General features: G+C 55.5%; 22 protein-coding genes and 1 tRNA gene. 12 read left to right on the plus strand and 11 right to left on the minus strand.

What is annotated here, in order from left to right; all coding sequences use genetic code 11:
• The first annotated feature begins 126 nt into the window (after positions 1–126).
• Positions 127–927 (plus strand): enoyl-CoA hydratase, encoded by an 801-nt coding sequence (locus tag CPH65_RS22445; protein WP_096175934.1) that lies wholly within the window; start codon positions 127–129, stop codon positions 925–927.
• A gap of 46 nt (positions 928–973) precedes the next feature.
• Here CPH65_RS22445 and CPH65_RS22450 read toward each other — a convergent pair whose 3' ends face one another.
• Positions 974–1,723 (minus strand): alpha/beta fold hydrolase, encoded by a 750-nt coding sequence (locus CPH65_RS22450; RefSeq protein ID WP_096175935.1) that lies wholly within the window; start codon positions 1,721–1,723, stop codon positions 974–976.
• Between the two features lie 210 nt (positions 1,724–1,933).
• Here CPH65_RS22450 and CPH65_RS22455 point away from each other — a divergent pair, with 210 nt between their 5' ends.
• Both CPH65_RS22455 and CPH65_RS22460 read left to right on the plus strand, forming a co-directional pair.
• Positions 1,934–2,167, plus strand: coding sequence for a zinc-finger domain-containing protein (locus tag CPH65_RS22455; RefSeq protein ID WP_096175936.1), 234 nt, complete (start codon positions 1,934–1,936; stop codon positions 2,165–2,167).
• 203 nt (positions 2,168–2,370) lie between these two features.
• Positions 2,371–3,576, plus strand: coding sequence for an FAD-dependent monooxygenase (locus CPH65_RS22460; RefSeq protein ID WP_096175937.1), 1,206 nt, complete (start codon positions 2,371–2,373; stop codon positions 3,574–3,576).
• Positions 3,577–3,599: 23 nt separating this feature from the next.
• Here CPH65_RS22460 and CPH65_RS22465 read toward each other — a convergent pair whose 3' ends face one another.
• The 5 genes from CPH65_RS22465 to CPH65_RS22485 all read right to left on the minus strand — a co-directional run bounded on the left by CPH65_RS22465 (position 3,600) and on the right by CPH65_RS22485 (position 8,028).
• Entirely contained in the window at positions 3,600–4,295 is a 696-nt protein-coding gene (locus tag CPH65_RS22465) for a YafY family protein (RefSeq protein WP_096176574.1), read from the minus strand.
• Positions 4,296–4,354: 59 nt separating this feature from the next.
• Positions 4,355–4,741 (minus strand): VOC family protein, encoded by a 387-nt coding sequence (locus CPH65_RS22470; RefSeq protein WP_096175938.1) that lies wholly within the window; start codon positions 4,739–4,741, stop codon positions 4,355–4,357.
• A gap of 141 nt (positions 4,742–4,882) precedes the next feature.
• Complete coding sequence (locus CPH65_RS22475; RefSeq protein ID WP_096175939.1) at positions 4,883–6,544, minus strand: S8 family serine peptidase; 1,662 nt, start codon at positions 6,542–6,544, stop codon at positions 4,883–4,885.
• A gap of 184 nt (positions 6,545–6,728) precedes the next feature.
• Entirely contained in the window at positions 6,729–7,424 is a 696-nt protein-coding gene (locus CPH65_RS22480; RefSeq protein WP_157747864.1) for a hypothetical protein, read from the minus strand.
• A gap of 34 nt (positions 7,425–7,458) precedes the next feature.
• Positions 7,459–8,028: a sigma-70 family RNA polymerase sigma factor gene (locus CPH65_RS22485; protein WP_096175941.1), complete on the minus strand. Its 570-nt coding sequence runs from the start codon at positions 8,026–8,028 to the stop codon at positions 7,459–7,461.
• A gap of 403 nt (positions 8,029–8,431) precedes the next feature.
• Between CPH65_RS22485 and CPH65_RS22490 the strand changes: the two genes are divergently transcribed.
• The 3 genes from CPH65_RS22490 (at position 8,432) to CPH65_RS22500 (ending at position 10,035) form a co-directional block, all read left to right on the plus strand.
• Complete coding sequence (locus CPH65_RS22490; protein WP_096175942.1) at positions 8,432–8,761, plus strand: BA14K family protein; 330 nt, start codon at positions 8,432–8,434, stop codon at positions 8,759–8,761.
• Positions 8,762–9,011: 250 nt separating this feature from the next.
• On the plus strand, positions 9,012–9,431 hold the full coding sequence (locus tag CPH65_RS22495) for a BA14K family protein (protein WP_096175943.1): 420 nt from the start codon (positions 9,012–9,014) through the stop codon (positions 9,429–9,431).
• Between the two features lie 184 nt (positions 9,432–9,615).
• Positions 9,616–10,035, plus strand: a complete 420-nt coding sequence (locus tag CPH65_RS22500) for a BA14K family protein (protein WP_096175944.1) — start codon at positions 9,616–9,618, stop codon at positions 10,033–10,035.
• A 69-nt stretch (positions 10,036–10,104) separates the two neighbouring features.
• On the opposite strand, the gene CPH65_RS22505 is transcribed toward CPH65_RS22500, so the two are convergent.
• Together CPH65_RS22505 and CPH65_RS22510 are read right to left on the minus strand one after the other, a co-directional pair.
• Positions 10,105–11,171, minus strand: a protein-coding gene (locus CPH65_RS22505; protein ID WP_096171592.1) for an IS630 family transposase whose coding sequence is annotated in 2 segments (ribosomal slippage) — positions 10,105–10,667 and positions 10,667–11,171 — 1,068 coding nt in all. Because the reading frame shifts where the segments join, the coding sequence is not laid out codon by codon here.
• A 145-nt stretch (positions 11,172–11,316) separates the two neighbouring features.
• A protein-coding gene (locus CPH65_RS22510; RefSeq protein WP_096171592.1) for an IS630 family transposase occupies positions 11,317–12,383 on the minus strand; the annotation gives its coding sequence in 2 pieces (ribosomal slippage) (positions 11,317–11,879 and positions 11,879–12,383; 1,068 coding nt in all).
• Between the two features lie 330 nt (positions 12,384–12,713).
• Here CPH65_RS22510 and CPH65_RS22515 point away from each other — a divergent pair.
• Together CPH65_RS22515 and CPH65_RS22520 are read left to right on the plus strand one after the other, a co-directional pair.
• On the plus strand, positions 12,714–14,546 hold the full coding sequence (locus tag CPH65_RS22515) for an SLC13 family permease (protein WP_096175945.1): 1,833 nt from the start codon (positions 12,714–12,716) through the stop codon (positions 14,544–14,546).
• Positions 14,547–14,665: 119 nt separating this feature from the next.
• Positions 14,666–14,944 (plus strand): hypothetical protein, encoded by a 279-nt coding sequence (locus CPH65_RS22520; RefSeq protein ID WP_096175946.1) that lies wholly within the window; start codon positions 14,666–14,668, stop codon positions 14,942–14,944.
• 56 nt (positions 14,945–15,000) lie between these two features.
• On the opposite strand, the gene CPH65_RS22525 is transcribed toward CPH65_RS22520, so the two are convergent.
• From CPH65_RS22525 to CPH65_RS22535, 3 genes are all read right to left on the minus strand, one after another.
• A tRNA-Leu gene (locus CPH65_RS22525) sits at positions 15,001–15,086 on the minus strand.
• A 181-nt stretch (positions 15,087–15,267) separates the two neighbouring features.
• A complete protein-coding gene (gpt, locus tag CPH65_RS22530) occupies positions 15,268–15,774 on the minus strand; it encodes a xanthine phosphoribosyltransferase (protein WP_096176575.1) in 507 nt (168 codons plus the stop codon).
• A 51-nt stretch (positions 15,775–15,825) separates the two neighbouring features.
• On the minus strand, positions 15,826–16,584 hold the full coding sequence (locus tag CPH65_RS22535) for a competence/damage-inducible protein A (RefSeq protein ID WP_096175947.1): 759 nt from the start codon (positions 16,582–16,584) through the stop codon (positions 15,826–15,828).
• 309 nt (positions 16,585–16,893) lie between these two features.
• Here CPH65_RS22535 and sfsA point away from each other — a divergent pair, with 309 nt between their 5' ends.
• The 4 genes from sfsA to CPH65_RS22560 all read left to right on the plus strand — a co-directional run bounded on the left by sfsA (position 16,894) and on the right by CPH65_RS22560 (position 20,668).
• Positions 16,894–17,610: a DNA/RNA nuclease SfsA gene (sfsA, locus tag CPH65_RS22545; protein WP_096175949.1), complete on the plus strand. Its 717-nt coding sequence runs from the start codon at positions 16,894–16,896 to the stop codon at positions 17,608–17,610.
• Positions 17,611–17,735: 125 nt separating this feature from the next.
• A complete protein-coding gene (gene map / locus CPH65_RS22550; protein ID WP_096175950.1) occupies positions 17,736–18,572 on the plus strand; it encodes a type I methionyl aminopeptidase in 837 nt (278 codons plus the stop codon).
• A 34-nt stretch (positions 18,573–18,606) separates the two neighbouring features.
• On the plus strand, positions 18,607–19,305 hold the full coding sequence (gene radC / locus CPH65_RS22555) for a DNA repair protein RadC (protein WP_096175951.1): 699 nt from the start codon (positions 18,607–18,609) through the stop codon (positions 19,303–19,305).
• A 448-nt stretch (positions 19,306–19,753) separates the two neighbouring features.
• Positions 19,754–20,668, plus strand: coding sequence for a branched-chain amino acid ABC transporter permease LivH (locus tag CPH65_RS22560; RefSeq protein ID WP_096175952.1), 915 nt, complete (start codon positions 19,754–19,756; stop codon positions 20,666–20,668).

Genomic DNA, 20,668 nt, shown 5'->3' on the forward strand with positions numbered 1-20,668 from the left:
AAGGGCCAACATTGCCGCTAGACATAGTCTGCGCAGATGTCACCCGCAAGAGCAGCGCCATCACATTTGAGTTGCGGGGTTTTTATTTGCCCCATTTCAATCACCAAAAGCCAAGATATCACAGTCATGACAAACACCCAAACCACCGACAAGATCCTCATCGAGCGCTCCGGCACCATCGGTCGGATCATCATCAACAACGAAACCCGCCGCAACGCCATGACCCTTGATATGTGGCAGGCAATCCCGGCTGCGGTAAAGCAACTGGACGACGACCCCGCCATTCACGTCATTGCCTTCACCGGGGCTGGCGAGAAGGCCTTCATCTCGGGGGCTGACATTTCCGAATTCGACACGGTGCGCAAGGACACAGCCTCCGCCTCCCGCTATGATGATATCAATGCCGATTGCTATCGCCAGATTCGCAATGCGAAAAAGCCGACCATCGCGCTTATCAAGGGCTTCTGCATGGGAGGCGGCCTCGGACTGGCTGCTGCGTGCGATCTGCGTCTTTCCAACAAAAGCGGCAAATTCGGCATACCGGCAGGCAAGCTCGGAGTGGGCTACCCGCTGGGCGCCATCGGCGACATTGTCACCCTCGCAGGCTCTGCCAATGCCAAGGCCCTTTATCTCACAGCCAATGTCTATGACGCAGACAGGGCCGCAGCAATGGGCTTGCTCAACGAGATTTTCGAGGATGCGGAGTTTGATGCCAAAGCACAAGGCTACTGCGAGACGGTCGCCACCCTCGCTCCCTTGAGCGCGCAATATCACAAAGCGGCCATCAATAGCGCCATCGACCAGACCGATTGCCTGCTTGCGGACGCGTTGCGCGAAATGGGCATCGCCTGTTACGACAGCGCCGACTATGCAGAAGGACGCAAGGCCTTTGCAGAAAAGCGCAAACCGGTCTTCACCGGCAAATAGGCGCGCTTTTCGCCCGTATCGTCTGGCGCTCGCATCGTCGGGCCGCTCAATATTCCGACAGGAATTCGAGCACAGCTTTCTTGAAGACCTTGTCGCCAACCGCAACCATGTGATCGCGACCGGGAATGTCGCAAACCCGGGCTTCGGGCAGGATATCAGCCAGATCCTGCGCCGACCCTGCGATGGCATCTCGCGTGCCCACAGCAACGAGAGCTGGCACTTTGAGACCGCAAAGCTCTTCTTCGGATATCTTCTGGCGCGACGCGGCCATGCAGGCTGCGAGCGCCATCCGGTCGCTGCCAGTCTGCTCGGCAAACTGCCGGAAGGACTTACCGACCACATGGCGGATCTCGTCGACGTTGTCAGTTCTCAACGCCTTGATGATCGGCTCGGGATCGCCAGTGCCATGGATCATGCCACTGCCAAGCCCGCCAAAAACCACCCGCCGCACCCGCTCGGGATGGTTGAGCGAGAGAAAAGCAGAAATCCGAGCGCCCATCGAATAGCCCATCACAAAGGCGCTTTCGATTTCGAGGTGATCAAGCAAGGCCCGCGCATCTTCGGACATGGTAAGGGCCGAATAGAGCGCCGGATCATAGAGCTTTTCGCTCTCCCCGTGCCCCCGGTTGTCAATCGCAATGACGCGATAGCCCGCGCCGGTCAGGGTCTGCACCCAGCCGGGGTTGACCCAGTTGATCATCTTGTTGGAGGCAAAGCCGTGAATGAGCAGGATCGGTTCACCAGCCCCCTCATCAAGATAGGAGAGCGTAACATTTTCGGATTGGAATTGAGGCATGACAGACAGTTGGGTTCGATATGGACAGATAGTCCCGTTTCATAACAGGTTGGCACAAAAGAGCAACCAGGGATCTTCGTTTGGAAGGCAATTGCGCGCGCCTTATAAAAGCGGGATTGTTCCTAAGCAGTATCCCGTGCACACTAGGATTTGATCACCAGTCCGGTTAAGGTCCGGCAGGCAGGCGCGCATATCAAGAGAGATTCAGCCATGGCAGACCACACGATTCCCCACTTCAAGAATGACGCGGGTGTTTCTGTAATCGAAATCGGCGTTCGCGAATTCCAGTGCATGGGCGCAAGCCCGCCGCAAGACCACCCGCACGTCTATCTCGACATGGGTGATGACAGCGAAATTCTCTGCCCCTACTGCTCAACCCATTACAAATACAATAAAAATATGGGCAAGACAAAAACCAACCCGGTTGGTTGCTATCACGAATAGCAAGCCCCCACCTTGGGAAAAGAGCCAGACCTCAAAGACGGGGAGCCGTGCTGTTTGCTAAGGATCAATACAGCAATCAACTGGCCGGTCTAGTGTCCAAATCAAAGAGTAGCAACAGGCCCGAAACACCATAGGGTCATTGGAAAGCAGCTTTCTGATGACAATTGCCGGTCCTGCTGACGAGTGCCGCAAAGGGAAGAAACATGACTGAACAATTGCCGATCATCATCGCCGGAGCCGGTATTGGTGGTCTGTCTGCTGCCTTGGCGCTGGCTTCAAGAAACATCCCGGTTTTGCTACTCGAGCGCAACACGATTCCAACCGAGGTTGGCGCCGGTGTTCAGATTTCCCCCAACGCGACGGCGAGCCTCAAGGATTGGGGCGTTTGGCCCTATCTGTCGGAGCATGCCGTCACACCGCCCAAGATCAACATCCACTCGGCCACTTCCGGCAGCCTTTTGTCGACACTTGATACCAGCGATTTCGAAAGCCGGTATGGCTCTCCCTATTTTGTGGTCCATCGCGCCGATCTTCATCAGGCGCTCTATCATCGTGCCAGTCAGTTCGACCTGATTGAAATTCTCGAAGATCGGAAAGTGCGTGAAATTGCGCAGACCGACGACTATATCGAGGTGCGCAGCAAACGCAGCAATGGCACGCAGCGCTTTTACCGCGGCGCGGCATTGATCGCTGCAGATGGCGTCTGGTCCCGCATCCGCACCGAGCATGTCGGCAGCAGCCCGGCCACCTATTCGGGCAAGACCGCATGGCGGATCACCATGCCCATGCAGATGGTTCCCGAGCATTTCGACCGGCAGAATGTCGGTCTGTGGCTGTCGCCAAAGGCCCATCTCGTTCACTATCCGGTCGTTGGCGGCCATATGCTCAACATCGTCGCAATCGTCGATGAAGACTGGACCGAAGAGGGCTGGAGCGCCCCGGGCGATGCCCTTTGGCTCAACAAGCGATTTGCGCGCTGGCCTCTGGAGATCCGCGAAGTGCTGGCAGAGCAGGATGGCTGGTTGAAATGGGCCCTGTGCGGCCACAAACCCGAACAGCATTGGGTCAAGGGCAAGGTTGCACTGCTGGGCGACGCCGCGCACGGAATGCTGCCCTTTATGGCTCAGGGAGCTGGCATGGCCATCGAGGACGCCGCCATTCTGGCCCGGGCTATCGACGAGATTTCCGCCACCATGCACATCCGACTGATGGCCTATGAACGCATGCGCAAGGCGCGGGTCTGTCAGGTTGTGCAGCGCGCGGCCAAGAACGGCGACATCTATCACTATAGTGGCCCCATGGCGACGGCCCGCAATCTGGCCATGCGCCTGATGCCCCAGTCCCAACTGCTCAAGCAATTCGACTGGATCTATCGCTGGCGTCCCGATCAACAGCACTTCGACATTTAGCGCCGATTTGCGATTGCCCACCGTCAGGAAGACGCTTTGCTGAGCGCTTTCATCCGGGCAACATAGTCCCTCAGCTCCCGCCCCTTCTCAACCGGGAAGTGCTCCTCGATCACGTCAAGACCTTCGATGTGATCGACGCGAAAAGAGCGGAAATCCTGTCTCAGCTCACACCAGCTGAGCAAGGTCCAGACGCGCCCCCAAAAATAGAGCCCTAACGGACGGACACGGCGCGTGCTGCCTTGCCCTTCAAGACTGAGATAGGTCATCACGATTACACGCCGTTCCTTGCAGGCAAGCCGGAGCTGATCGAGCGTCATCCGCTCGCTGCCCTGATCTTCCAGCTTCATGGCATAAAGCTGTGTCTCGCTCATGAGGTTGCGCATCCCGTCGGGCACCACCGCATCAATCTTGACCAGTGCTTCCTCCGCAGCGTTTTTGAGATCCTCGCTCGCCCACGCCTTCACCATTCTCGCACCCAGCACGAGAGCGGCGATTTCATCGGGCGTGAAACTGAGGGGCGGCACGTGATAATCGCTGGAGAGAACATACCCCACTCCAGCCTCTCCTTCGATGGGTACTCCGCTTGCTTGCAAATCGAGAATATCGCGGTAAATGGTGCGTTTGGAGACTTCCAACCGGTCGGCAAGAGCCTGCGCGGTGAGCAAACGCCCACCCCGCAGAAACTGTACAATCTCAAACAAACGATCAGCCCGCCGCATTCTCTCTCTCCGATCCGCAAGGATCCCAGCCTTGGTCAACTGCGGCAAGGACTGCGAGATCACGCCTGATGCAAGCCCACAGGATTGCCGTCACAATCCGCAATCACAGCCACCTGCCCCATATCGCCCGGCAAGGGCATCTTTGGTGCCAAAAGCTCGCCGCCAAGCTTATCGAGCTTTGCAATCGACGCATCAATGTCCCGGCAGGCAAGATAGATCACAACGCCTGTGCCATTTCCGCCCTTGCGGTATCGGCCATCAGATGTCACCGCGCCGGAGACACCGCCGTCCATGACAGGAAAACGACCATAGCTTGAAGCATCCCCTTCCATGGTCACCAGATCGAGAGAGATGTCGAGCAACTCCTCGTAAAATTTCACAGATTTGTCGAAATCCGTTGCAGGAATGGAAAACCAGGTTACGGCATTCTTGGGATTGTTGGTCATGTTTCTCTCCATAGTTGGCACGGCATCAGTGCCGTTGAAACCAACCATAAAGAAGGGCTACTGACAGCATCCTGTCAGCAGCCTTGGCCGTTGGGAAATCACTCCACACTTTAAAGCCGCAGCCAAGCATGGTGCCAACACTCACATGTCCTTCTCAGCGCCCTTGCCTTGAGGGACATCGCCCTCAGGGACATCGCCGGAAAAATCGAGCGCTTTGGTCACCTTGGCGGCGTCGGACATCGTGTCTGCCTGCACTTCATTGGAAGACTGAAGCTCATTGGTGATGGCCTTGTAGGCATCAAGACGGCCATAGCCGAATTCGGGATCACGCCCCGCGATGCCCAGATCCAGTGCGGATCTGGCAAGACGATCCTTGATCTGTTGCACATCCAACTGAGGCTCCCGCTCGAGCATCAAGGCCACCGAGCCGGAAATGTAGGCTGTCGCCATCGAGGTTCCGGTCTGAAGGCCATAGCCCTCTTCGCCCGCAGCAACAAGAACATCAACACCCGGCGCTGCCAGTTCGACATGGTCACCCCGATTGGCAAAGCTATAAAGCCCGTCCTCCTCATCGGTGGCCGTGACGGCAATCACATCCTCATAGGCGGCAGGATAGGCCGCTGGCGCATCTGCTCCCTCATTGCCCGCCGCCGCGATCATGATCACGCCTTTCTCGCTCGCGCGTTTCAAAGCATCAGCAAGAAATTTGTCTTTTGATCCGGCAAAGCTGAGATTGAGGATTTTCGCGCCATTGCTGACGGCCCAGTCGATGCCGCGCACAATGTCAAAGCTATCGGCGACCATGTTGCCACTTTCGCCAAAGCGGAACACCTGCGCCGACATCAGCGAAACATTCTGCGCAACGCCGCGCATCCCCGTTCTGGCCGCAATGATCGACGCAACAGCGGTGCCATGATCAAAATTGAGGCTCTCGGCATCCGCATCAGGAAAGGCCGTGAAACTTGATGCCACCGCATCGGAAAGCGCCGGGTGGGTCCCTCGAATACCGCTGTCAATCACGGCAAGCTTGACGCCCCGACCGGTTTCCCCATCTTCAAGCTGGCTCAAACGCATCTTGTCGAACGCATATTGCAACTCGGCAAAGAGGCTCACAGGCTGAGGGTCGGCATTTGCGGTCGGATAGTAATAATAGTTCGGCTGAGCTCGAAACACGCGGTCATCCGTCGCCAATTGCAGGGCGCGCCTCACAGACAAGTCATCCGGATAGGCCACCTTCAATAGCACCTGATCGATAAGCCCCACCCGTGTCTGCGAGAGCACAGACAGTCCATACTCCTTGAGGAACGAAGCCAGATCCGGTCGCGACAGACCCGGTGTCATGGCGATCAGAAAATCCGTCTCACTTGCCCACGGCTTGTCACCGATCGAATAGATGCGCGGCTTGGCCTTGGCGAGCACGGGCAGATTTTGCGGCAGCTGAATGCGCTGGGGCTTTGCCGTCCGCTTGGGCTTGATACGTTTGGGCTTTATCCGTTTCGGTTGGATGCGTTTGGGAGGGCGATAGGTTGCGGGCGGCTCCACATATTGGGGGTCGACCTGCTCCAACTCTCTCTGGCGGTAAATCTCACGCGCAATACCGATTCCGATACCAAATGCAGGGGCAAATTTATTGCTCTTCTTGTGGTCGCGATTCCCGCTATCGTTTCTCCGGTCACTATGACCAGTCTGGGTGCCTGTTTGGCCATAGGTCTGGGCCCCTGCCACCGATGACAATCCAAGGAAGGTACAGGTCAAAGCCGCGCATCCATAGCCGAAAATCTTCTGAAGTCTTGCCCGTTTCATCGCTTCTCTCCGACGCGCTGACCAACAACAATCAACAAACGAAGCGCGGCAAGGTGCCCACCAATGCCCCGCAATGGTTCCATTCCGGGGAACAGCTTACCATAAGTCACAACAAATTGCGCTTGAAGGTCTCTCAATGCCCGACCATCAAACAAGGCCCGACCAAAAACAAGGATTTCGACTCTTACTCGGAGACAGATGCAAACTGCACAAGGTCGGTTTCTGCCTTGAGCGCATCAACCACCGCCTTGGCCCCACCGTCCGGCAACTTGTCAGACGGAACCTGAAGCTCGAAGAAACCACCAGCCTTTGGCCCACTGATGATGCGGGCAGACTGCGTCTTCAGCAATGCGGCAACGGCATCGATACGGGCATCCTTCCTGAAGGAAACAAGGAAGACAGCGCCGCCATCAACCCTGACAGCTTCCGCAGGCCCCGACGCGGTGGTAAAGCGGGACGAGACGGAGCCCGGCACGTTTGCCTTTTGCCCCCCCTCGATCAATCCGCCGATGATCACGCCCTGAATGACAACCACCAGGGCGGCCGCCATGGCTGCAATGCGCATGCCCGGCGAAGAGAAATTGTCAAAGAAGGCCTTGCACTTGTCAGCCAGAGAGTTTGCCGTGTTCGAAACCGGTGCCTTCTCGGCCTCGATCGCATCGATATCGGCCATCAGCCGGTCCAGCCCGCCGGGCTTGGGAGCTCCGAGAGACGCATGGATCCGCTCGACCGCATCAGCCTCTTCCGCAATCAGATCAAGCTGCATCTGCATCTCGGGGTTCGCCTTCAAGTAGGCATCAACCTGCTCGGTCTGATCGCGCTCCAAAAGGCCCTTTGAATACCAAGGCAGGAGCTTTTCGATTTCCGCTTCATTCATCATGATCATTGTCCTCGACACGGGTATCCAACGGGTTTCATGGCCATCCCCGGTCTATGCCGGATTTTGACAAGAGTTCGGACAGTTTCTTTCGAGCGTGAAACACGCGCGTCTTTACCGTGTTCTCCGGAACAGACAGGATCACGGCAATCTCCTTGATCGCCTTTTCCTGATAGTAAACGAGATCGATCGCTTCCCGATGTTCATCACTCAGCTTGTTGATGCAGATCCGCATGAGCACGGCCTTGTCCTGCTTCAGCGTCGTGACCTCCGGGGTGTCGCTATCGTCCTCAAGGCTGGTTGCATAATCGTCATCCAGCTCTGCGTCCGACTTCTTGCGCAACAAAGAGATCGCCTTGTTCCGTCCGATGGAAATGATCCAGGACGAAACCTGAGAGCGCCCCTCGAATTTGCCTGCCGCACGCCAGACATCGATGAAAGTCTCGTTCACAAGTTCCTCTGCAACAGCCTCGCTTTTCACAAAGCGCAGCAGATAACGATAAAGCCGAAGATGATGCCTCTGATACAGAAGAGCTATGGCTTTTCGATCATTGCTCGCGATCTGTCGCAACAGCTCAAGATCACGGGCATTATCAGATCCAGACATTCGATCCTCGATTTCACTGTCATACCTGTGTCGTTTGAGAGCGCCGTTTGGTTCAAAAAACTTAATGGAAAAACGTCAGACACGCCCACTCTTATTATTGGCACAGGAATCATCTGCGGGCCAGCCCAGACAGAAACGATGCTGAAACGGACACGCTCCAACGCCTATAAGGCCGAAAGCCTGCCTTACCCCAGACCATAGGAAAGAAAAGCACATCAACTATCCCATTGAATTTCCATGCCTTTTATAAAAATCGACAAAAAACACGATTTTTCTTGAACCCATTCTGGCCTGACCGCGACTGATGAGTATAGGCGGCGAACACCACCGCCAACCCAATCAACAAAGCGACACACTGACCTTCAAAGCCAGATCACAACAGATACCTTTCAGGAGAAACGACATGTTCAAGAAAACCATCGCAACCTTTGCACTGATCGCAACCCTCGCTGCCGCAGCAACAGTTGCCATGCCAACCTCTGAGGCCGAGGCCAAAGGCGGACGCAAAGCGGCCTTTGCTATCGGAGCCTTCACCGGTCTTGCCGTGGGTGCCATGGCCGCCCATTCGCATCGCCGCCATTACCATGGTCATCATGCGGGACCGGCCTACCACGGTCGCCCAGCTCCCTGGACCCGTGCATGGTATCGCTACTGCCACAACCGCTATCGGTCCTTTAATCCACACACCGGCTACTTCACCACTTATAGCGGCCACAAACGCTTCTGCCGTTAATCCTCCCACTCAACAAAAGCCGCCCCAAAAGGGTGGCTTTTCTCCTCAGTATCAAACGCACCAAAACCGCGCTTCAGAGAGTGCATATGGATGCAAAGCATCGGCCAAGAGTGCGCGGCAACGGCAAAGGGAAAATAAATTTCGACCTTGACCGCATTCTGATCACGATTTGCATGTAGCGTTCGATTTGTGGATGGTCAGGGTGACTCTTGACACCTCAGCAGTGTCAAATTCATCGGAGAGAGAAAACATGTTTAAAAGAGCATTTGCAGCAATAGCGATCATTGCCGGCCTTGCCGCAACAGCGACGGTCACCTTGCCGACCGCTGAGGCGCAAGCGGCAGAGGGTCGAAACGCAGCGTTCGTGGCAGGCACAATCACGGGATTGACCCTTGGAGCCGTCGCGCAGACTGTTGATTGGCGGGGCAATCCACGCCGACATTATAGAGGCGACCGGCGCTATCGCCATTATCGCAAGGATCGTCGCCATCGCGGCTATCGTTACGACCTTCCGCGTCGCCATTATCGTCCGGTGAGACCGCGCCACTACGCGCGCCCGCGTCCCTGGTCCGGCGCATGGTATAGCTATTGTCACAGCAAATATCGGTCTTTTAACCCGCGCACCGGGTATTACACGACCTATAGCGGTCGCAAGCGCTTCTGCCGCTAAAACATTGTGATTGAAGATCAAAGCCAGACCACCGCCCCATCAGGACGGTGGTCTTTTTGTACTTAAATATACCTATTTTTACGTTCTTCTAGCCTAACCCACCCAAGTCTGCCATGATGTTCAAGTATAACTGGTCTACTGTTTGCGACTGGGAAGACACTGGGGAGATCTCGAGGAGCACACAATGTTTGCAAGAAAGATTTTTATCTACGCTTTGCTTGTGGCTATCCTGCCAGCCATAGCCATTACCATTCCAACCAGCAAGGCGCACGCCGCCAATGGACGCAAAGCCGCCTTTGTTGCTGGTCTGGTTGCGGGGGCCGTCGGGGCGGCTGCCCTTTACAGCGCATCCAAACACCGTTGGTCGCGCGTTCGCAATCACTATCACCGCGGACACTGGCGCGGCTGCCACATCCACAACGGCATTCGTCATTGTCACGGCCGAAAAGGCCCAAGCTACCGGAGGTCAAGTCCGGTTCACTATGGCCGCCCACGCCCATGGACCCGTGCATGGTATCGTTATTGTCACAGCAAATACCGGTCCTTTAATCCGCGCACCGGCTATTTCACGACCTATAGCGGCCATAAGCGCTTCTGCCGCTAACAGTTAGTGCCGTAGCCAAAAGAATTCGGACATCAATCAATCGCCCCCTTCAGATCATACCAACGGCATTTAATTCTGACCTTCTTGAGCCCATTTTCTCATACCTATTGAATGGATGATGGTTGGGTTGGCGGAGAGGCTCTTCCATGCTTGGCAACCAGCATCAAGAATGGCGGCATAGTCTTCGAAGACCCGATTGGACAGGAAGGTACCGCGCAGATACTGCCAAATATTCTCAACTGGGTTCAGTTCCGGTGATTTGGAAGGCAACAGGAGGATGGTGATATTCTTGGGCACGTTGAGTCTGCTTGTCGTATGCCATCCGGCACGATCCATCAGCACCACGGCATGAGCGCCGCGCGCCACTGTCCTTGAGACTTCTTCGAGGTGCATTTGCATGGCCTGTGTATTTGCAAAAGGCATCATCAATCCCGCGCCAACGCCACGCGCTGGACATATTGCACCGAACAGATAGGCATTTTTATATCGCTGATCGGCTGGCAGACGTGGTCTGGTTCCCTTTTTTGCCCATAGTCGGGCCAGTCCATTCTTCTGACCAAGCCTAGCCTCATCTTGCCACCAAATCTCGATGGGCTTGTTCTTTGGCAAATGGCCTACATGCGCTGCCAACGTTGCGGAGAAGTTTTTTTGAAAGCATCAATGACTTCAGGCTTTTGTTCTGGATGTTGAGGTCGACCAGATATGCGCACATACCCCATGCGGCGCAAAAGATCCCGTACTCCACGTTCCTTGTAGGAGACCCCAAACCGCTCTTGGATCACACGCACCAGATCCTGGCTACGCCAGACAGAGACGCCGTCCTTCTCAGGATCAGGACCGGTTTCAACGATAGCAACAAACTCTTCGAGCTGTTCTGGGCTCAAGCGCATGGGAGCGCCGGTTGCTTTGATGTCGACAAGACCATCGGTGCCTTGCTCATTGAAGCGAAGAACCCAATCTCGCAAAGTCTGGCGGTCCATACCGCCGACTTTGGCGGCATCAGCACGGTTCATGCCGTCATAGACAGCCGCAATGGCCAGTAGGCGGCGGCTCTGTTTGGCATTGCGGCATCCTTTGGCAAGACGGCGCAAACTATCGGCGTCAAAAGCATCGCTAAGAATCAAAGCGGCAGACATGGCAAAATCTCCTTTGCCATGTTGAATCACGCCAGTGCTAAAAATGGAATCCCTAAAGAGTCAGAACTTCACGCCCTTGGTATCAATCATCGGAAGGGGGCTTTTTTTCTCAGAAAGCACAACAAAGACGTGATACCAACGGCATTTAATTCTGACCTTCTTGAGCCCATTTTCTCATACCTATTGAATGGATGATGGTTGGGTTGGCGGAGAGGCTCTTCCATGCTTGGCAACCAGCATCAAGAATGGCGGCATAGTCTTCGAAGACCCGATTGGACAGGAAGGTACCGCGCAGATACTGCCAAATATTCTCAACTGGGTTCAGTTCCGGTGATTTGGAAGGCAACAGGAGGATGGTGATATTCTTGGGCACGTTGAGTCTGCTTGTCGTATGCCATCCGGCACGATCCATCAGCACCACGGCATGAGCGCCGCGCGCCACTGTCCTTGAGACTTCTTCGAGGTGCATTTGCATGGCCTGTGTATTTGCAAAAGGCATCATCAATCCCGCGCCAACGCCACGCGCTGGACATATTGCACCGAACAGATAGGCATTTTTATATCGCTGATCGGCTGGCAGACGTGGTCTGGTTCCCTTTTTTGCCCATAGTCGGGCCAGTCCATTCTTCTGACCAAGCCTAGCCTCATCTTGCCACCAAATCTCGATGGGCTTGTTCTTTGGCAAATGGCCTACATGCGCTGCCAACGTTGCGGAGAAGTTTTTTTGAAAGCATCAATGACTTCAGGCTTTTGTTCTGGATGTTGAGGTCGACCAGATATGCGCACATACCCCATGCGGCGCAAAAGATCCCGTACTCCACGTTCCTTGTAGGAGACCCCAAACCGCTCTTGGATCACACGCACCAGATCCTGGCTACGCCAGACAGAGACGCCGTCCTTCTCAGGATCAGGACCGGTTTCAACGATAGCAACAAACTCTTCGAGCTGTTCTGGGCTCAAGCGCATGGGAGCGCCGGTTGCTTTGATGTCGACAAGACCATCGGTGCCTTGCTCATTGAAGCGAAGAACCCAATCTCGCAAAGTCTGGCGGTCCATACCGCCGACTTTGGCGGCATCAGCACGGTTCATGCCGTCATAGACAGCCGCAATGGCCAGTAGGCGGCGGCTCTGTTTGGCATTGCGGCATCCTTTGGCAAGACGGCGCAAACTATCGGCGTCAAAAGCATCGCTAAGAATCAAAGCGGCAGACATGGCAAAATCTCCTTTGCCATGTTGAATCACGCCAGTGCTAAAAATGGAATCCCTAAAGAGTCAGAACTTCACGCCCTTGGTATGAGAGCGCGGAAGCGCACAGGCACGTGATGGCCAAAAAGTATTAATACGCGCGCATACGAATCCGATAACCACCTGACAGGTATGTATTAATTGCAGATGTTAACTTGAGTTCTGCATTTTGAGCATGGCTGTTATAGGCCATCCCTGCTGAAATATGCAGTGGCTCTGCTATGGTTGGCGCACCGTTGCACGGCAACGGATTCGCCAATCTTCAAAAGCCCCGTCACCACATCAATTGGATCCTCAATGTCCTGGGAAATTATCTTCACCTTCATCGTCCTTGGAGCCTCGGTCATTCTGTTTGTCACCGACAAGGTGAGACTGGATCTTGTGGCCATTGGGGTCATGCTCGCACTCGGTCTGTCCGGCATTCTCACACCGGCTGAAACAGTCGCCGGGTTCGGCTCAACGGTGGTGATTCTGATCGCTGGTCTGTTCGTTGTCGGGGAAGGGCTTGCCCAGACCGGCATTTCCTACGCTGTCGGCGACAAGATCGTTCAGGTTGCCGGTCACGATGAATGGAAGTTGATTGTCCTGTTGATGCTGTCGGTTGCCGCACTCGCCTCCGTCATGAGCGTGACCGGATCCGGGGCGATTTTCATTCCCGTCGCCATTCGTCTGGCCACGCGTGCCGGCATTTCGCCCTCCAAGCTTTTGATGCCGCTTGCTTACGGCGCTCTCATTGGCGGCATGCTGACCCTGATCGGCACACCGCCCAACCTTGTTGTCAGTGCCCAGTTGCAGGAAGCTGGCCTCGAGCCATTCAACTTTTTCGCGTTTTCCCCCATCGGCCTGATCATTCTGGCAATCGCCGTTGTCTACATGGTCTTCTACGGTCGCAAAATGCTCCGCGACGATGGATCCGCGGTCCACAAGCGACAGGAACGCCGCTCTCTCAACGACATGATTTCGGCCTATGGCGTCAAGGACCAGATCGTCCGGCTGGAGCTGCACAAAAACTCCATCCTGATTGATGAGACCGTGGTCAGCGTGAAGCTGCGCCGCAAGATCGGCCTGACCGTCTTCGGCATCGAGGATCGGGACCAGTCAGGCTCCAAACCCAAGGTGTCCTTCATGCACTCGGAAATCGTCTTTCAGGAAGGAGACGTGATCTATGGTGTCATGGCCGAGCCGCTCTCACCGGAAGATCTGGCCGCCGTTGGCATGAAGGTCATCGATATGGACGAAGCCGGTCATCACCTGTCCGCCCGCGAATTGGGCATCGCCGATCTGATCGTCACCCAACGCTCCCGTCTGGTGGGGCGCAAGATTTCCGGTGCAGGCTTTCGCACCAAGCACAATCTGACCATTGTTGGCATCATGCGGCGGGGCAAAGCCATTAGAGGCAACATCGGCAACATCGAGATGGAATTCGGCGACCAATTGCTGGTTCTGGGCGAATGGCGCGACATTCAGAAATTGCGCGCCTCTCGCGAGGACTTCCTGCTGTTGTCCTTCCCCGAAGAGATCAACAATTACCTGCCCCGCCGAAAGCTCGCCCCCATCGCCATCGGCATTCTGCTGGTTATGCTCTGCCTGATCATTTTCCGCGTTGTGCCCAGCGTGCTCGCCGTCGTCCTTGCAGCAGCCGCCATGGTTGTCACCCAGTGCGTCGATCCCAAAAAGGCTTACACGCTCATCAATTGGCGCAGCCTCGTCCTGATCGCGGGCATGATCCCCATGGCAACCGCCCTTGATAAAACCGGCGGACTGGCGCTCATCGTTGATAAAATGCTCGCGCTCAATGGTGCCAATTCACCCTATATGATGCTGATTTCCTTCTTCCTACTCACATCGGTTCTCAGCCAGTTCACCTCGAACACCGCGACCGCAGTGCTGCTGGCCCCTGTTGCCTTCGAAGTCGCCAAGATCATGGGCGTCAATCCCGAACCGCTCTTGATGAGCGTGGCCATCGCCGCTTCGACCGCCTTCTCCACCCCTGTCGCCTCTCCCATCAACACCCTCGTGATGGGTCCGGGCAACTACCGGTTCCGCGATTTCGCCATCATCGGCGTACCGCTTCAGGTCATAGCGCTGATCATCTCGACCTTCGCGATCCCGATATTCCTGCCCTTCTGATCCGGTTTTCCCAAGCACATCAAAAGGGGCGGGATATTTGGCCTGTTTTTTCTTCCAATTCACGGCAACCCGGGCCATGATCGAGCCAAATAGACGAGACTTGCCCGAACGGACGCATAATGGACTTTGACACACTCTCCAGGCTTTTTCTTGCGGCTATGTTCAGCCCGCCCGGCATTGCGAATTTCATCATCAGCACAATCCTGAAAAAGCGCTGGCAGGCGAGCGTTGCAGCTCTGCTGGCCGCAAGTGCGGTCATGTTCGTCAACAAGGCCGCATTTGTTGAGAAATCAGCGTCCTTTTATACGATCTCGGTCGTGTGCGTTGTGGTGGCCATGATGATCACATCCCATCTGGGTTTCACGATCGGCGCCAAAGTCATCCGTAAGGAAAAATAGCTCCAAAGGCCTGATCGAACAGGCCAATGCGTAGCGAACAGAAGCATCAAAGCATCTGGTGCGGGCACCGGGAATCGAACCCGGACGATCTAGGATCGAGGGATTTTAAGTCCCTTGCGTCTACCAATTCCGCCATGCCCGCAGAAATGGTGCGACCATTGCTAATGCGATGAAGTGGCAATTGCAAGCAATGCCTCACACTCCATCCACAAAGCCCGCGCCGATAGAAACGCAGCGAAGCGGTATCCACTTGTGGCAAAGGAGAGCAGGCGACACCGATCAGCACCGCCCCTCCTGTCGACTTGAAGGACAAATGCAGGCGACTAGCCAACAGGCCCTTTGGCAATCGGTGCCTGAAACTGCAGGCCCATGTCCCAGGGGAAATAGATCCAGGTATCCTGAGAAACCTCGGTGATATAGGTATCGACGAGAGGTCGGCCCATCGGCTTGGCATAGACCGCGGCGAAATGGGCTTTAGGCAGCATGGCCCGAACCACCTTTGCGGTTTTGCCCGTATCGACCAGATCGTCGATGATCAGCACACCTTCGCCATCGCCACCTTCCACATCGATCACCGACGGATCAATGGGCTTGAGAACCTGCATCTCACCTTGCGATTCATAATCGTGATAGGACGCAACGCAGACGGTATCGATCATCCGCACACCCAGCTCACGGGCGATGATCGCCGCAGGCACGAGCCCACCGCGCGTAATGCAGACGATGGCCTTCCATTCGGAGACCCCTTTGAGACGCCATGCAAGAGCGCGGCAATCCCTGTGAAATTGTTCCCAGTAAACGGGAAAGGCATTGGGAGAAGCCTCAGCCATATTCTTTTCCTTCTCGCTTTCGATCACGCCTGCCCCTTTGGGAGCCGCTTGCTAAAATTGACCTTGATGGTGCCCCTTGAGATCCGTCAAGAGCGCATGAACCGCATCTGCAGCAGCAGACAGGGCGTCCTTGTCGCGACTGCGCAGAACGATGTTGGTCGCAAAGACATTGTCCTTGATATAAGGGTATGAGCCAATGACCACCTGCGGATGATCCGTTTGCAGATTGGACAGGGGTCCAGCCACCAGTCCCTCACCAAGGCCACTGTCGATGGTGACACTCTCGATCTGGCTGTTGGTGCGAAGAGTGGGGACGATTTCGTCCATCATCGCCTGCATCACGGAGGGAACACCTGCCATGACATGGACGTTTTCAAGGCGAAAGCCCGGTGCACTCGATACTTTATTCTTGATCAGATCGGCACCGAATGGAATGCGCGCCATGCGTTTGCGGGCCTCATTGAAGTCGGTCCCTTCCATCTTGTCATAGTGCGCCTCAAGAATGGCCATGGCGCGCGGATCATGATCGATCCCGACCCCGAAGGCCGCCGCAATGGAATCCGCCGTGATGTCATCATGGGTTGGGCCGATGCCGCCGGTGGTAAAGACATAGGTAAAGCGCGAACGCAGGGCATTCACCGCCTCGACGATGGCGTCCATGTCATCGGAAACGACCCGCACTTCCTTAAGGTCTATCCCGACCTGTGTCAGATAATCGGCGATGAAGCCGACATTCTTGTCCTTGGTTCGGCCAGACAGGATCTCGTCTCCGATCACCAGAACCGCTGCGGTCACCACCTCTACACTCATCGCACGTGTCTCACATCTGTTATTGGCTCCTGATCGTCACACCCTCATCCCGCAAAGGGAGATCCCAGCTGACGCTCAGAAAGAATGCCCTTGGATTTACGCCAAGGCGCCCATCCGCTCAAGTGGGCTATTTGACAACACCGCTAATCTTAACAAGAAGATGGCACGCTCGTCATCCCAAAACAGCCCCCACAGGCCAAACCATAAAACCACGTTTTCCGTTTGAACCGCGCCCACGGGATCCCTAAGCTGACACAACACATCGACCACCCCATCCCGAAACACGTCTTCCCGCCGAAGAGACCGCCCATGCAATTCGCCGCCCCCCTCATTCGAGGCACTCTGATCAAACGCTACAAGCGCTTTCTGGCCGACATCGAACTGGATGATGGCAGCCTGATCACCGCCCATTGTGCCAACCCCGGCTCTATGATGGGCCTGAAAGACCCCGGCGTGACAGTTTGGCTGTCAAAGTCCGACAATCCCAAACGCAAGCTCGCCTACAGTTGGGAACTCATGGAACTGGACGGCGCAATGATTGGCATCAACACAGCCCACCCCAACCGCATTGTCGAAGAGGCCATACTGGCAGGCAAGGTGAGCGAAGTCGCCGCCTACCCGACCCTTCGGCGCGAAGTCAAATACGGCAAGAACAGCCGTATTGACCTGTTGCTGGAGGGAGAAGGCCTGCCGAATTGCTATGTCGAGGTGAAAAACGTCCATCTGTTGCGCGTCCCCGGTCTGGCCGAATTCCCGGATTCGGTCACAAAACGCGGCGCCAAGCATCTTGTCGAACTTGGTGACATGGTTCAGGAGGGGCACCGTGCCGTGATGCTCTATCTGGTCCAGCGCACGGACGCTGAGCGCTTCTCCCTTGCTGCGGACATAGATCCGGACTATGCCGCCGCCTTTGCCCTTGCACGCCAGCGAGGAGTTGAGGCCTATGTTTATGCCTGCGACATCTCAACGGACGGTATCACGCTGTCGCACCCGATCCCCTTTGATCTCCACCCCTTTGAACAATGAAGAACCCAACGCGTCTTTCATTGCACCGATGAAGCAAAAAGTGCCCCTTTGATCCGATTTCCGGTTTGCACATTGCGTGCGAGAACGATATCCATGGGGGAAAGAAGCAATCGGAATACGATCCAATGGTAAATTATATAGAAGCCTCAAGCGCCCCCCTCAGAAACACCGGCGACATTCGCCTTTATGGCGAAGAAGCCTTCGAAGGCATGCGTAAGGCTGGCCAGTTGACCGCCCGCGCCCTTGATGGCGTTGCCGAACTGATCAAGCCGGGAACCAAGACCCAGGAAATCGATGATTTCATCCGTGATTTCGGCGAAGAGAACGGCGCCTTGCCAGCAACCCTGAACTACCGCGGGTATAAGAAATACACCTGCACCTCGATCAACCATGTTGTCTGCCACGGCATCCCCAATGACAAGCCCCTCAAGGAAGGCGACATCGTCAATGTCGACGTCACCTACATCCTCGACGGCTGGTACGGCGACAGTTCGCGGATGTACCCAGTTGGCCAGATCAAGCGCGCGGCCGAACGTCTGCTCGACGTCACCTATAAATCCTTGATGATCGGTATCGACGCATCCAAGCCGGGCAACACCACCGGAGACATCGGCGCGGCTATTCAGGAATATGCTGAAAGCGAACGCTGCGGTGTCGTGCGGGATTTTTGCGGCCATGGTGTCGGCCAGTTGTTCCACGATGCACCCAACATCCTGCATTATGGCACGCGGGGCGAAGGCGTTGAGCTCAAGCCCGGCATGATCTTCACCATCGAGCCGATGATCAATCTGGGCAAGCCCCACGTCAAGGTGCTGCACGACGGCTGGACCGCCGTCACGCGTGATCGCTCCCTTTCGGCCCAGTTCGAGCATTCCATCGGCATTACCGAGGATGGCTGCGAGATCTTCACCCTGTCGCCAAAGGGTTATGACAAGCCGCCCTATATTCTAGGCAACGACTAGCCTCAACCCCGAGGGCTTGCAGGGAGGCAGCGCAATGGGCGGTTTGAAGGATGCAGCGGGTTCACCGCACTACATGGGCCACCGCGACCGCCTGCGCCAAAAGTTCCGCGAGGCAGGCCCGGCAGCTCTGCATGACTACGAGTTGCTTGAGCTCATTCTCTTTCGCGCCATCCCGCGGCGGGACACCAAGCCCGTCGCCAAGGCCCTGCTGGACCGCTTCGGCTCTTTCGCCGAGGTCCTGTCCGCCCCGGACCGTCTGCTGATGGAGATCCCCGGCATTGGACAATCGGTCGTCACCGAACTCAAGCTGGTTCAGGCTGCCGCCTTCAAATTCACATCCGATCAGGTCAAGAACCGCCCGGTCCTGTCGTCATGGAACGCGGTGCTCGATCATTGCCGCACCACCATGGCCTACAATGATATCGAGCAGTTCCGGGTCATCTTTCTGGACAAGAAGAACAAGCTGATCGCCGATGAAGTGCAGCAGACCGGAACGGTCGATCACACACCGGTCTATATTCGCGAGGTAGTCAAGCGCGCGCTCGAGCTTTCTGCCTCTGCCATCATCATGGTTCACAATCATCCAAGCGGCGACCCGACCCCTTCACGGGCTGATATCGACATGACCAAACAGGTTGCCGACGCAGCAGAACCGCTCGGTGTCATTCTGCATGATCACATCATAGTGGCGCGCAGCGGTCACGTGAGTTTCCGATCACTTGGATTAATCTAGTTCTTTCTCCCTAAGCACCCTTACGGAACCACCGATCTGGACTGCCAGTCCGGTGCCGTGAAACACCCGGAATCTTTCCAGAACAACTAGATTTGCGCAATAAATACGCAAGATTCCAACAGTTTCTATGGTACAGATTACAACTCTGCATATTTTTCATACAGAACAGCAGAAACGTTCCACATTTATCGTCTATTATGCAATCATTCTTCTAAAAAACCCCGATATCAGTGCCAAATATACCAGCATTCACGCCGAATTTGGCTAAATTATAGACATATTTTTCGAATTACGCTGAAATTGTTTGTTTTCTCGACTCAACTATTTGTACTCCTAGCCACTTCTTGCTAAAAAAGTTGGCGAGAACTTTCTCATATAAAAACAAAACAACACCTTCCATCATAATAAGTGGTCCAAAGCCACAGAGAACTCAGGAACAGCGAGTCAAATGGAATATTTTATACAACAGCTGATCAATGGTATCGCACTGGGGTCTATTTACGGTCTCATCGCCATTGGTTACACCATGGTGTATGGCATTATCGGCATGATCAACTTTGCCCATGGTGACATCTTCATGGTTGGCGCATTCATCGCGTTGATCGCGCTTCTGGCCGTAACAGCCATGGGCGTCACTTTCCTTCCCATTGCCCTCTTGATCGTCCTCATCATATCGATGCTGATGACATCGGTGTGGGGATGGGGTGTCGAGCGTCTGGCCTATCGCCCCTTGCGAGGCTCCTTCCGCCTGGCTCCGCTGATCACGGCCATCGGCATGTCGATTGTCCTTCAGAACTTCGTTCAGGTCGTTCAGGGCGCACGCGTCAAGCCGCTGCCGCCACAAATCACTGGTGGCTTCACCCTGATGGAAGGCAATGGCTTTGCGGTCCAGTTGTCCTACATGCAGATCCTGATCATCGTGACGACATTCCTGCTCATGGTCGGATTTACCCTCCTGATCAACAAGACATCGCTCGGACGCGCCCAGCGCTCCTGCGAACAGGATCAGAAAATGGCAGCCCTTCTCGGTGTCAATGTCGACCGCACGATCTCCCTGACCTTCGTCATGGGCGCAGCGCTCGCCTCGGTCGCAGGCATCATGTTCCTGCTCTACTACGGTGTGATCGACTTCTACATCGGCTTCCTTGCCGGGGTGAAAGCCTTCACGGCCGCTGTCCTTGGCGGGATTGGTTCGCTTCCCGGCGCCATGCTTGGCGGTCTGCTCATCGGCCTGATCGAGACCTTCTGGTCCGGTTACTTCTCGGTGGAGTACAAGGACGTGGCAGCCTTCTCGATCCTCGCGATTGTGTTGATCTTCCTGCCGTCCGGCCTGCTAGGCAAGCCTGAAGTGGAGAAAGTGTAA

Source organism: Cohaesibacter sp. ES.047 (genome assembly GCF_900215505.1).
Classification (GTDB): Bacteria; Pseudomonadota; Alphaproteobacteria; order Rhizobiales; family Cohaesibacteraceae; genus Cohaesibacter.